Origin of the sequence: Pediococcus sp. M21F004 (genome assembly GCF_051122535.1) — a bacterium.
GTDB classification, from domain to species: Bacteria; Bacillota; Bacilli; order Lactobacillales; family Lactobacillaceae; genus Pediococcus; species Pediococcus inopinatus.
Map to the genome: position 1 here is coordinate 414,844 of NZ_CP177314.1, position 13,766 is coordinate 428,609.

Annotated in this window: 10 protein-coding genes; 1 reads left to right on the forward strand and 9 read right to left on the reverse strand. The window is 37.6% G+C overall.

Annotated features, from left to right (window positions below; genetic code table 11):
- Positions 1 to 462 precede the first annotated feature (462 nt).
- From ACLHK8_RS02180 to ACLHK8_RS02190, 3 genes are all read right to left on the reverse strand, one after another.
- The gene (locus tag ACLHK8_RS02180; protein ID WP_057775595.1) at positions 463 to 1,578 is read right to left on the reverse strand and encodes a hypothetical protein; all 1,116 of its coding nucleotides are present in this window, start codon (positions 1,576 to 1,578) and stop codon (positions 463 to 465) included.
- A 206-nt stretch (positions 1,579 to 1,784) separates the two neighbouring features.
- Positions 1,785 to 3,470 carry a ribonuclease J1 gene (gene rnjA, locus ACLHK8_RS02185; RefSeq protein ID WP_057773001.1) on the reverse strand — a complete coding sequence of 562 codons (1,686 nt, stop codon included), beginning with the start codon at positions 3,468 to 3,470 and terminating at the stop codon, positions 1,785 to 1,787.
- A 235-nt stretch (positions 3,471 to 3,705) separates the two neighbouring features.
- Positions 3,706 to 4,569, reverse strand: coding sequence for a DegV family protein (locus ACLHK8_RS02190; RefSeq protein ID WP_063697452.1), 864 nt, complete (start codon positions 4,567 to 4,569; stop codon positions 3,706 to 3,708).
- Between the two features lie 193 nt (positions 4,570 to 4,762).
- Here ACLHK8_RS02190 and ACLHK8_RS02195 point away from each other — a divergent pair, with 193 nt between their 5' ends.
- Entirely contained in the window at positions 4,763 to 6,457 is a 1,695-nt protein-coding gene (locus ACLHK8_RS02195; protein ID WP_057772997.1) for an NFACT RNA binding domain-containing protein, read from the forward strand.
- Positions 6,458 to 6,497: 40 nt separating this feature from the next.
- Here ACLHK8_RS02195 and ACLHK8_RS02200 read toward each other — a convergent pair whose 3' ends face one another.
- From ACLHK8_RS02200 to ACLHK8_RS02225, 6 genes are all read right to left on the reverse strand, one after another.
- Positions 6,498 to 8,954, reverse strand: a complete 2,457-nt coding sequence (locus tag ACLHK8_RS02200; protein ID WP_057772996.1) for an ATP-grasp domain-containing protein — start codon at positions 8,952 to 8,954, stop codon at positions 6,498 to 6,500.
- Between the two features lies 1 nt (position 8,955).
- Positions 8,956 to 10,038 carry a carbamoyl phosphate synthase small subunit gene (locus tag ACLHK8_RS02205; RefSeq protein ID WP_057772994.1) on the reverse strand — a complete coding sequence of 361 codons (1,083 nt, stop codon included), beginning with the start codon at positions 10,036 to 10,038 and terminating at the stop codon, positions 8,956 to 8,958.
- 19 nt (positions 10,039 to 10,057) lie between these two features.
- Positions 10,058 to 10,594: a bifunctional pyr operon transcriptional regulator/uracil phosphoribosyltransferase PyrR gene (gene pyrR / locus ACLHK8_RS02210; protein ID WP_057772992.1), complete on the reverse strand. Its 537-nt coding sequence runs from the start codon at positions 10,592 to 10,594 to the stop codon at positions 10,058 to 10,060.
- A gap of 124 nt (positions 10,595 to 10,718) precedes the next feature.
- On the reverse strand, positions 10,719 to 11,630 hold the full coding sequence (locus ACLHK8_RS02215) for an RluA family pseudouridine synthase (RefSeq protein WP_057772990.1): 912 nt from the start codon (positions 11,628 to 11,630) through the stop codon (positions 10,719 to 10,721).
- Between the two features lies 1 nt (position 11,631).
- Positions 11,632 to 12,108, reverse strand: coding sequence for a signal peptidase II (lspA, locus tag ACLHK8_RS02220; protein ID WP_057772988.1), 477 nt, complete (start codon positions 12,106 to 12,108; stop codon positions 11,632 to 11,634).
- Entirely contained in the window at positions 12,108 to 13,766 is a 1,659-nt protein-coding gene (locus ACLHK8_RS02225; RefSeq protein ID WP_057772986.1) for a formate--tetrahydrofolate ligase, read from the reverse strand. The genes lspA and ACLHK8_RS02225 overlap by 1 nt, the downstream gene beginning before the upstream one ends.

Consider the following 13,766-nt stretch of genomic DNA (forward strand, 5'->3'; position numbering starts at 1 on the left):
TTTATTGGATAAATATAGTTTTTTATCAAACAGGTATTTAGATAAGTGTCGTCAGTGGTAAGTCGTTATTTTAAAATATAATGCCAACTTGTGGCTTAGTAAAACCGATCGACCAACAATACAACGCATGAGCTTCGGTGATGGCTTGTGAGTTGTAATGGATGATAGTAGATGATCAGCATCCTGACACAGGCACACAAAGGCGTTTTACAATTCTGTATTAACTTGGTGGCTTTAATAACTTATCCAAAAGAGGATGTCCAATCAAGGATTAATCCAAACATTTAAATTCACCTGGTCTAAAACAGTTTTAAACTACTTTGAATAATATATATTATGTAAACTAGAATAAAAATCTAGTTTCATCCACCATCTATTCATGTCTCCTCTCTTATCAGTTTTACTATGCAAACAAAAAAGGTTTTTCAGTTTATTGACTGAAAAACCTTTTTATTTTAAATCTTAATTTCTTTGTGAACTTGATGCCTTACTCGAAGAACTTTGTGAACTGCTATTTTTTGATGAGCTACTGCTACTAGTTGAACTTGACTCACTGCTTGCTCTACTTGCACTGGTGCTACTTGAAGCTCTAGTTGATGAACTTGCTGCAGATTCACTTGCTGCTTTTGCTGATGCTGATCTAGCACTTTCAGAAGCTGCCGCGCTCTGTGAAGAAGCAATAACTGCCGACGCACTCTGTGAACTTGCTATTGCAGCTGATTCACTTGCTTGTGAACTTGCTATCGATGAAGATTCGCTTGCTTGCTTCTTACGATACGTCTTAACTGCTTTTTCCACTCGGGTAAGATCTTGACTAGCTCGTTCAAAATTAGGATACTTATTAAGTTTGTCTAGCAGATTGTTCAACTTAACAGTCGTAACAGAAGCACTTAAAGTACCACTTTTCCCATTTTTAAACAAGTTATTGGTCTGCTTATGCAATTTGCTGACTTCAATTGCTTTAGGTTTTAAATTAGTTAATGATTTATGATATTCATTATAAAATCCAGTAAAATCTGATTTAAACGTTGTTGCTTTCAAATCCTCCAAGAGACTTGTAACCTTGGAACCAGTCGTTGTCACCCGATAATTATTGCCACTTTGTAGGTTAGCAACTTCTTCACTAAACGAAATGGCACTCTTACCTAAACTTGCTAACTGACTGTATTGATTGGCTTCTGTATTATCTCTGATTTTCTTGGCATCAGCGGCAAGTTGAACCATTTGCGCCCGTGTAGCATTATCTGTAATATTATCTCTATCATCATTGAAGCTCTTTTGAACGATGCGTTCTGCATTCTCTTTTGCTGAAGCATTGTTTGTGCGACGAACAATAAAAAAGATTGCAATAAAAATTACGACAATGATTCCAACAATCCAAAACCATTTTTTTTGATTTTCGTTTTTCTTCTTGTTTTGTGGTTTTACAGACTTAGGTGCTTTTGACCCATTTGGATCCTTGGTAACTTTTTTTCGTTTATTAACTTTATTTTGCTGCTTTTGCTGTTCTTTTGCTCTTAAACGGCCCATTCGTGATTCTGGCACAGACCAATCATTATCATTGTTAATCGCAATCATCTTCCCATCTCTATAGGTTTATCCAAATCTATCTCTATAATTCTAATTTAACATTTTTCTGTTCGAACAACTAGTTTGAAACTAATTTAATTCCATAAATTAATATTAAAATCAAAAAAAGAACCTTTAAATGCGAAATTTTATTCTCACATTTGAAGACTCTTACATTATCTCATAAATAAGTGAGTAAATTCAAAATCATTGATTTATTCAAAAATAAGCATAGGTACAATCATTGGGCTTCGTTCTGTTTTTTGATATAAGAACTCCTGCAAATCACCAATGATATTCTCGTTAAAGTCTTTCTCAGTTGGATGCGACTTTTCTTTCATTGTGTTTAACAGTGAACTAAACGCTGCTTTATTCGTATCATGAATTAATTCATTTGATTCTCGCATATAGATAAATCCTCTAGAGATTGTATCAGGACCAGCTGTAATGCGATGTTTTTTAATATTGATGGTTGCAACAGCAGTCACAACCCCTTCGCTAGCTAAAATTGTGCGATCGCTTAAAATTTGTGAGCTAACATTATCATTAATATCAGCATCGTTTAGATAAACATCACCGGCACTGAAGTGATCAGCAATTCGTGCACTATCTCTGGTTAAAGCCAAAACGTCACCATTTTTCATGATGAAGCAATTGTCTTCAGGAATCCCAGTTTGCTCAGCAAGCTTAGTATGAATCATCTGCATTCTAAATTCACCATGACAAGGCATGAAAAACTTTGGCTTGATTAAGCGTAACATCAATTTTTGATCTTCTTGACCACCATGACCTGAAGTATGGATATTATTTACTTTACCATGGATAACTGTAACGCCAGCTTCGTCTAATTTATTGATAAGGTTATTTACACTGACGGTATTTCCTGGAATTGGATTACTTGAGAAGACAACCGTATCGTCAGGTTGTAAACTAATTTGTCGATGCGTTCCATTAGCAATTCGGCTCAACGCTGCCATTGGTTCACCTTGTGAACCCGTGCACAAAATCATCAGCTTATTGGCTGGCAGATTATGCAATTCCTGAGCATCTACTAACGCTTCTTCTGGAATATTTAAATAGCCTAATTTCTGTCCAGCCTCAATAGCGTTCTCCATACTTCTTCCAAAAATGGCAATCTTTCTGCCTTGTTCTAATGCGGCTTCACAGGCTTCTCGTACTCGATACACGTTAGAAGCGAAAGTTGCAAAAATAATCCGCCCTTGAATTTCTGTAAAAATTCGTTTGATACTTTTCTCAACAAATCGTTCAGACTTTGTAAATGTTGGACGTTCTGCATTTGTACTATCAGACATCAAAAGTAAGGAATCTTTTCCACCAATTGCAGCCATTTTTTGGAAATTTGGAGATGGTAAATCACCAACCGGAGTTAAATCAAACTTAAAGTCACCCGTTTGTACAACTGTTCCTTGTGGTGTGTGAACTGCAATTCCCAAAGTATCTGGAATTGAATGAGTTGTTCTAAAAAACGAGACAGACAGTTTACGGAATTTTAAAACCGTATCTTCTTGCAGTTCATGTAATTCAGTCGTCCGTAATAAATTATGTTCTTTTAATTTTCCTTTAATTAATTCTGACGCAAATGGGCCAGCCCAAATTGGAACATTCAACTTTTGTAAAAAGAATGGAATTCCTCCGATATGATCTTCATGTCCGTGGGTAATCACCATTGCTTTGATTTTCTTTTGATTTTCAATCAGAAATTGATAGTCAGGAATAATATAATCGACACCTAATAACTCATCCTCCGGAAATTTGATCCCACAATCAATGATCACAATTTCATCTTGATACTGGACACAGTACATATTTTTACCGATTTCTCCCAAACCACCAATGGCATAAACTGCCACTTCATTATTCTTAACCTTTAATTTACGCATAAAAAACTCCTTCTTCTAATAAACACCAAAACGCTCCATTGCAGAGAGTCTTAGTATTTTGTGTTCCTAATAATTTTTTTCATGGCGATCAATACTCACCATTCCGATTGTATTAAATTAACCATATCACATTAGCCCTCAGTTCACAACAAAAGTACTAATCCTTTTCCACTAACTTTTTTTAATATTAAAAAAGATGGATCTGCCACCTTGTGTGACCTAACCATCTTCTTGCCTAATGTTTTGTATAGTCCCGTAACCATGCCAGCGCCAATGCTTTTTCCCCTAAATGAGTTCCAATCACCGGGCCAAAATAGCTGATATCAATTGGTAGATCTGGATATTTTGCTTGTAAACGCTCTTGCCACTTCAATGCCCCCGGTTCATCGTTTGCATGGATAATAATTGCTCGGATTGGATAATTAATCTCCGCCTTATTTTGAGCAAATAATTCCTCAACTCGTGCAAAAGCTTTTTTTGCTGAGCGAACCTTTTCAAAAGCCACAATTTCATGAGCATCATTGAAGGTCAAAATAGGTTTAATTTTAAGTAGTCCCCCAATAAAAGCTGAGGCGTTCGATAAGCGTCCCCCACGGACAAGATTCTGTAAATCATCTACAATAAAATATTCCCCAAATGTGGCGCGAAGTTCATTTAGCTGCGTTAAAATATCTTCCGGAGATTGCTCTTCACGAGCCATTCTAGCAGCTTCTAACGCAAGTGTCCCCATTAATCGAACTGTTATCTCAGAATCATAAACATACACATTCAGGCCTTCAATTTCGTCTTTAATGGAATCAAGACTATTAACAAATCCTGAAATTGTACTTGCTAAATGAATACTAATAACATTTTCATACCCCTTGTCACGGAGGGTTTTATATAACTCAATCATTTTTCCCAATGGGGGTTGTGTAGTGCTTGGAAAAGATCCAGATGTCCGTAATTTTTGGTAGAACTCTTCAGTTGTAATATCTACTCCCTCATCATAGCTTTTACCGTCAATCACTACCGGGATCGGTACTACAGTAATGTGGTTATCTGCAATTTCTTTGTCTGTTAAGTAACAGGTACTATCCGTTACAATGGCCGTTTTCATTTATACACCAACTTCTGATTTTAAAATTAATATTTTAATAGTATCACAAATTCAAAAAAATTCAAAAACTCTTCAAACTTTCGTAAACAAATGCGCTTTCAGACTGATTCTCAAGCTTTCATTTATTACTTTCCCTTTTTAGACTGGTATACTAGATATTAACAGTTTATTCAAGAAGAAAGTAGGTCTAATTATGTCATTTGACGGTTCCTTTACACACGCCATGGTTCACGAATTAAATTCTTTGTTACAAAGTGGACGAATTACTAAAATCCATCAACCTTACGACAATGAAATTATTATTACTTTTAGAGCAAATCGAAAAAACTTTCCTGTTTTACTTTCCGCACACCCTAATTACGCCCGCGTACAGGTTACTCAAATTCCTTATGCGAATCCTGCTGTCCCAACAAATTTTACAATGATGCTGAGAAAATATTTAGACGGTGCCATTTTAAACTCCATCAAGCAGGTGGAAAATGACCGAATAATTAACTTTTCGTTTTCAAAAAGAAATGAACTTGGGGATATTGACGAATTGTTGCTTGCCGTTGAAATTATGGGACGTCGTAGCAATATTATCTTGCTCAACAATTCCACAAAGGTAATCATCGATACCATTAAACATATTAATGCCGATCAAAATCGTTATCGCTTGCTTTTGCCTGGAGCGACCTACCTTACCCCACCCAGTCAAGATAAAAAGAATCCTTTTAGCGACTCTAGTGAGGACTACAAGACTGATTTACAAAAGTTCCCTAACCAAGAAGTCCTTGCTGATGAACTGCGTAAAAATTATCAGGGATTGAATAAGGAAACTAGTTTAGAACTCGCAAATTATTTACATCAACATTCCTCAGAAAATGCGTTCACCGATTTTTTTGCTAAGTTTGAACATCCTGAACCAACAATGACTACACAAAAACAAAAAGCAATATTTACGGCCTTTCCGTATGCCACTTTGGAAGGACAAGTCAAACAGTTCGAATCGCTTAGTTCTCTACTGGACGCCTTTTATGTGGCCAAAGCTCAGCGAGACCGGGTTATTCAAAAAGCAGGCAACCTTGTTCGAGTAGTTAAAAATGATTTGAAAAAAAATAAAACCAAATTAAAGAAATTAAACCAAACCCTTGTGAACTCCGAACAAGCTGATACCTACAAAGTTAAAGGAGAGATTTTAACTACTTATCTTAATCAGGTAGATCGGGGTATGACTGAAATTACCCTACCTAATTTTTACGAAGAAAATCGGGACATTAAAATCTCCCTATCTAATCAGATCTCGCCATCTCAAAACGCCCAAAAATATTTCAAAAAGTATCAAAAAGCTAAAAATGCGGTGCATTATGTTTCTGAACAACTTGAGAAGACACATCAAGAAATTGACTATCTGGATAATATCATGACCCAAATCGAACTGGCTAATCCCCAAGATTTGGATGAAATCCGTGAAGAACTTGAAAAAGAAGGTTATTTAAAACCAAATCAAAAAAAGAAGAAGCAAAAACGGCTCCAAACTTCTAAACCAGAAACATTTCAGGCTACAGATGGTACTCAAATATCTGTTGGAAAAAACGACACCCAAAATGATCGGCTTACATTAAAAACTGCTAAAAAAACTGATATTTGGTTGCATACCCAAAAAATTCCCGGCTCTCATGTAATCATACACAGCTCGGATCCTTCAGAACAAACACTCTCAGAGGCGGCTAATCTGGCTGCTTACTTTTCAAAAGCCCAATTGTCTTCACATGTTCCGGTTGATTATGTACCGGTTAAACGCGTTCATAAACCAAATGGCGCCAAACCAGGATTAGTAATATACGAAGGTCAAAATACCATTTTGGTAGATCCTGACGAAAATATCGTGAATAAATTACGTAAATAAATTAAAAACACCACTCCATTTTTCGGAAGTGGTGTTTTTCTTAAATTTTAGTAATTTTTGCCCCAATTGCCAATGAAAACGGCGGATTCTGCGGTTTTTCAATCTGCAATTGTTCATAAGGAAAAATATGATCTAACTTAAGTTGTCCCTCACCTACTGGAGGTTCAACTTTTTTCGAATTTTCGGTTTGGCCAAGCATCATTTTCACAACATCTTCCACTAAATCATAATTTAAAGCAACCGTCATGAAGGGAATATCTTGAATTGCGAGGGGAATCGTCCCTGTAACAATCAAATGGCTTCCCTCTTGCTTAAACATAATCTGGTAAATACCATCCGTTTGCTTTCGTAATTCGCTTTGAGAAATACGCTTAATTTTATTCGAGATTTCAGGATCAGCTTGAGAAGGAAAACGTAAGCTGGCATCACTGGCCGTTTGAAAACAACCTAAATTACGTTCATTATCACCTGACTTTTCGCCTACTACTAAGTAATGTGAATCAACATTTTCAGCTCTTGAAGTTCTTGAAAGAGGCAACTGAGTGATGTTTACACCGGCCTTACTCAGATCAGTCACAATCTGCCATTTTCCTTGAGCAATCACAAAATCTGGTTGCTCACTATTAATAATATTCAGACAGTTTTCAACAGTCAGAGGCTCTAAGTAAAGTTTATCAGCTAACCGCGGTAAAATCGAAATAGCTCCTGGATTATTATTAATTAAAATAGTTTCGTATCCCAACTTTTGACAAGTTTGAATTGTATGAACGGTGACGTAATCTGCGGCAGCGTTAGTTCCAACCTGATTATTTGCGGTGCCTAAAATAAATACTTTTGGTCGTTCGCTTATTTGCGCCTCATTTTCAGTTTCAAACGTCGTATAATAACTCCGATTATTGTATGGAAATTCCCCGGCTGTGGGTTCAATTCCCTTAAACGTTGGTTCAATCTGATTGGCATGTCGGAATTCACGAACTTTCTTGTTAGAACATTTCCATAATCGCGCAATTTGTGAATCACCATATCCATAATATTTTGCATTTTGTAAAATTGCAATGTCAAAAGGATTTTTGCGAAGATCCTTTTCAATTTGAACAATATGAATGAGTTTGTAAAAATAAAAAGCATCTATTTTAGTTAGTTCGGCTAGTTCCTCCACCTGATAGCCCCTTCGAATTGCCTCAAGTAAATAAAATACCTCACCAGCAGTCGGATGAACCAGCACGTTAATCAATTGGCCTTCATTCAGTCGCGACTCATCCAATGCAGCTTGTTCTGAAGTGGTTGCTGAATCAACTGATCTGATGGATTTTAGAAGCGTTTCTTCAGTACTTCGTCCAAATGCGATGACCGCACCTGTAGATTTCATTCTCGTGTTTAGTTCTTGATTTGCATTAGCAAAACTAGCAAAAGAAAACGTTGGAAATCTCACTGCAACATGGTCAAGAGTCGGTTCAATTAGCGCCAATGAATCGTGTTGCTTTAAACCAGGAATTTTAATATTTCTAAGGTTTCTCCCAAAACTAATTTGGGTGCAAACTAAAGCGACTGGATACCCCGTAGAGCGAGCAGCAAAAGCCGTCGTTCGATCAAAATATGGATTCACACGGGTCACAAAGTAGTTCCCCGTAGATGTATTTAATGCAAATTGAATGTGGCAGATACCGCGAATTTTAAACTCTTGAACAATACGCAAAGCCGAAGTTCGAATGGCTTGAAACTCTTGGTCTGTAAGTGTCTGTGTAGGTGTGAATACTACTGAATCACCCGCATGAACACCGACTGGATTAAAGTCTTCTGCTGCACATACCAGCATTCGTGTGTTTTCGTTATCTCTTATAAGCGTCATTTCTATTTCTTTAAAGCCCACAATACTTTTTTCAACAGCCACTTGATGGGTCGTTGAAATTCGGAACGCGGAGGCCAACATTTGTCGAAGTTGATGTTCATTTTCGCAACGCATTCGATTAGAACTGCTAATTGCAGCAATTGGCTTCACAATCACTGGATATCCAATTCGATGAACGAATTTTAAAACTTTATCAGTATCGTTCAAAATATTAGTTGGAATGTAAGGTTCATGAATATTTTTTAAAACTCGATTAAGTGATTCAGGATTTTGTGTGTTTGCGATCGTCCGTAAACTAACGCCTAACAATCGGACATTTAATTGGTCAAAAATACCAGCTTCATCAAGTTGATGTAGCACTTGAAAAACTGGAGCACCACCAAGGGTTGGAATAATTGCATCAAACTCATATTTTCTGAGAATTGCAATTAACGCGTTAGCATCCAAATCACTCACTAAAAAGTGCGCAATATCTAAATAGTCCCCAATAATTGAATTAGCATTATTAGTGACAAAAGTAACGTCTTTTCCTACTTGATGAAGCTCTTCAATCGTTTGTAATGTTGCTGCTTCAAGCTCTGTATCAACACCAATAACATTCGGTCCTGAACCAATAATTAAAATTTTTTGTAATTTTGTTCGTGCCATTTTACCGCTCCATTCGAGTAGTCATTACATCGACAAATTCGTCAAATAGTTCTGTGGCCTCTAAAGGGCCTGGAGCACCATCTGGGAAAAACTGGACACTAAACGCTGGAAAATCTCGGTGTCGCAATCCTTGAACAGATTGATCAACTAAATCGACATGCGTAATTAACATTTTGTCTCGATCAATTGAATCGCGTTCCACAGTATACCCTTGGCCTTGCGATGCATAAAAAATTTCATCTGTAATAATTGACAGGATGGGATGATTATCACCGTGGTGCTCAAATTGAAGAGGTTTAACGTGTGCGCCATTCGCTATAGCAAACAACTCATGTCCCAATCCAATCGCAAACAATGGCACTCGTTGTTCAACCTCTGCAATCATCATCGTTAATGTTTCAGGAAGATCAGTTGGGCTCCCAGGACCCGTTGACAAAATTACCCCATCTGGATCTAAATCAAAGATTTGCTCTGCTGTACAGGTATATGGCAATACTGTCACATTACAATTTCGTTGACTAAGCTGTCGCAAAATACCATGCTTGAGCCCCAAATCAACCACCACCACATTTAGCCCCGTCCCCGGATTAGGATAGGCCTTAGGCGTTGATACTTGATTTACTTGTTGGTTTGTCAGCACAATGGCATTTAACTGATCAAAGGCATGTGCTAAATCTTTAACAGGATCAACAATACTACCTTTAATTGTCCCCTTTGCACGTAATTTGTGAACTAAAGCCCGGGTATCTATTCCACTAATTCCAGGAATGTTTTGAATTTTTAAAAATTCATCCAAAGATAGTCGTCGTTGACGATTGGTTGAAACATCCGCAACATCACGAACAATCACCCCTTTACAGGTGGGCTCAATTGATTCGTAACTCGCGCGATCAACACCATAACCACCAATTGACGGTTGTGAAAACACAATAATTTGGTTATGGTAAATTTGATTTGTAATAATCTGTTGATAGCCGGTAGCACTGGTATTAAATACGACTTCACCAAATGTAGTCGCTGGTGATCCAAAAGCTTTCCCGCGATACACACTACCATCGTCTAAGATTAAATATCTATCCCCCACAAGCTTTCACCTCAATTAACTATTTGCCGTTAACAATTCTTACAGAATCTTCTTCATCAATTTCTGAAACAAAAACTTCAATTTTTTCATTTTGGGCTGTTGGAATATTTTTTCCAACAAAATCTGCTCGAATTGGTAATTCTCGATGGCCGCGATCTACTAGGATAGCCAGATTAATCCGTTTTGGTCGGCCAATATCCATAATTGCGTCCATTGCTGCTCGAATTGTCCGTCCAGTATATAATACGTCATCTACCAAAATAACTTTTTTTCCTTCTAAACTAAATTCAAAATGTGGTTTTCCAGGAAGCTTGGGATCATTATCCAATTGATGAATATCATCTCGATATGCAGTAACATTTAGTTCTCCAACTGGTACTTCAACATTTTCAAGTTGCTTTAGTCTTTCAGCAATTCGTTGAGCCAAAAAAACTCCCCGTGTTTTGATGCCAATAATAACGATATCTTCCACACCGCGATTTCGTTCGATAATTTCATATGTAATACGGGTTAAAGCCCGCTTCATTGCCATCGCGTCCATAATTTCTTTTTCCAAAATAACACCCTTCCTTTCTAAAATAAAGGCGAACCAAATTTACATTTGCTTCGCATATCCACATGAAGAGATCCTCTTCTATTAATCTCATCACAGTTCTCAGTTCACTAATTACGCATTAACTTTAACCATGTTCAGTTTGCGTGTCAAGCCGTTCCAGTGTCTTCTTAAAAATGGCTGGTAGTGGAGCCTCAAACTCTAAATATTTATTTGTTGTTGGTTGCCTGAATCCCAAAACACTGGCATGTAAAAATTGTCCTTTGCCCTTTAATGTTTTTCGAGGTCCATAAAGTGGATCTCCTGCCACTGGATGACCAATATACTTTAAGTGAACACGAATTTGATGAGTTCTACCAGTCTCTAACTGGCATTGAATTAAGGTGTACTCACCATATCGTTTCAAAACTTTAAAATGGGTTACCGCTGGGCGTCCATCAGCAACAATGGCCTGCTTTTTCCGATCCTTTGGTGAGCGCCCGATTGGTGCATCAATTTTTCCCTCATCTTCTTTGATGTTTCCATGAACCAGCGCAATATAAAGCCTGGTATTCGTTTTAGCCTTTAATTGAGCCGACAAACTTTGCTGTGCGTGATCATTTTTGGCCACCATCAACAATCCCGAAGTATCTTTATCAATTCGATGAACAATTCCCGGCCGAAATTCTCCGTTAATTGTGGCTAATGGGCTGTGAAACAAAAGTGCATTTACCAGTGTATGGTTAGGATGGCCTGCCGCGGGATGGACAACCATTCCTTGAGGCTTGTTGACCACAATAACATCTTCATCTTCGTAAACAATATCTAACGGAATGTCCTCTGGCTCTAATGCAATTGGTTGTGTTTCCAAATCTTGAACTTCGATTCGATCACCTGATTTTACCTGATACTTATTTTTGACCGATTCTCCATTAACCAAAATACGCTCTTCCTTGATTAAGGATTGTATATGAGATCTGGTTAAATCTGGAAAAGCCTCTGCAAGCACCTTATCAATTCTTCCTTGCTGATCTTGAATCGTAAGTTCATGAGTTAACATATTAGCCCTCCAATTGGTCCTCTTTAATTATTGCTACAAAAAGTAAAATAACACCGATTGTTAATGATAAGTCAGCCACATTAAAGATTGGGAAATTAATAAAATCAATCTGAAACATGTCCACTACGTATTTCAATCTAACTCTGTCGACAAAATTGCCAAACGCCCCAGCAATCATAAAACTCAAGCTAATTTGATAAAGCCAATGTCCTCGAGTTTGATACAAAAAATAAATTAAAACACCCAAAGCTACAATCGTTATTAAATAGAAGAAAGTTGTTTTTCCTTGTAAAATACTCCAGGCTGCTCCATCATTTCTAAGGTTTGTTAGAGACAGAATTCCCGGAATAAATTGATGAACCTCATTCAACCCAACGTGCAAAGTTGTCCAAAGTTTCACAAATTGGTCTATAACAATCATGCCTACGATGATTAAAATATCGACAATAAACAGTATTCTACGTCTTTGCTTCACCATTAAAATAACCCGCTAATCTTTCCGTCATCACTAATGTCAATATTCAAGGCAGCCGGACGTTTTGGTAATCCTGGCATAGTTAGCACATTTCCCGTCATTGCTACAATAAATCCAGCGCCTAATTTAGGAATGAATTCCTTAACATGAATTGTAAAATCATGTGGTTCACCTAACTTCTTAGGATCGTCTGATAAAGAATATTGCGTTTTAGCCATACATACAGGTAACTTATCCCAGCCATTTTGTTTGAATCGTTTCATTTGATTTAGTGCTTTTTTAGAATATTCAACATGCTTGCCACCGTAAATTTTAGTCACTATTGTTTGAATTTTTTCGGTTAAGTCGGTATCTGCCGAATAAAGTGGCTTGAAAGTAGCCGGTTTTTCAACTGTTTCCACCACAGTTTGAGCTAAGTCTAACGCGCCATCTCCGCCTTTTGCCCATACATCCGTGTCTAACGCTTGAACGCCAAAGTCATCACAAACTTCTTTTACATAATTAATTTCACGATCAGTATCTTGGGTGTAACGATTAATTGCTACCACAACCGGAACACCATATTGAGCCATACTTTTAATATGATGCGTTAAATTAACCACACCCTTTTTAAGGGCACTTAAATTTTCTGTATCAAGTTCCTGCAAAGCTTGACCGCCATTTAGCTTTAATGCCTTAACAGTTGCTACTATGACGATGGTATCGGGATGCTTTCCCAAAACTGGTACTTTGATATCAAGAAACTTTTCTGCACCAAGATCGGCCCCAAAACCAGCCTCAGTAACTGTATAGTCGGCCAAACTCATGGCGGTTCTTGTTGCCAGCACACTGTTACATCCATGGGCAATATTTGCAAACGGCCCCCCATGCACAATTGCAGGTGTGTGGGCAAGAGTTTGCACCAAATTAGGTTTGATTGCATCTTTCAATAATGTTGCAATCGCTCCACCAACTTGTAGATCTTGAACAGTAATGGGGTTCCGGTCTGTCGTATAACCAATGACAATCCGGTTAATGCGAGCTTTTAAATCGTGCAAACTTTTAGACAAACACAAAATTGCCATTAACTCACTAGCCACTGTAATGTCGAAACCGTCTTCACGAGGAACCCCTTGAACGGGTCCACCAAGACCAATTACGATATTTCTTAAGGCCCGATCATTAATATCTAAAACCCGTTTCCAAACAATTCGCCGTTGATCAATTCCCAAAGCATTACCCTGTTGCATATGATTATCAATCAAGGCTGCTAGAGTATTATTGGCAGTTGTTAAGGCATGCATATCGCCTGTAAAGTGTAGGTTAATATCTTCCATAGGAACAACTTGTGCATATCCGCCCCCAGTTGCCCCGCCTTTCATACCCATCACTGGGCCTAAAGAAGGTTCGCGTAATGCGATCATGGCATTCTTATTTAATTTTCGCAAAGCGTCACCTAAACCAACTGTAACCGTAGATTTTCCTTCTCCGGCCGGAGTTGGATTAATCGATGTAACTAGAATCAATTTTTCTTTTGTCGATTTGGTTGCTTTTAAAGGCAATGTAATTTTGGCTTTATATGATCCATACATCTCAATGTCATCTTCACTTAACCCAACTTGAGCAGCGACACGCCCGATTTTATCCATTTTGGTGTTTTGTGCAATTTCAATATCTGTCAT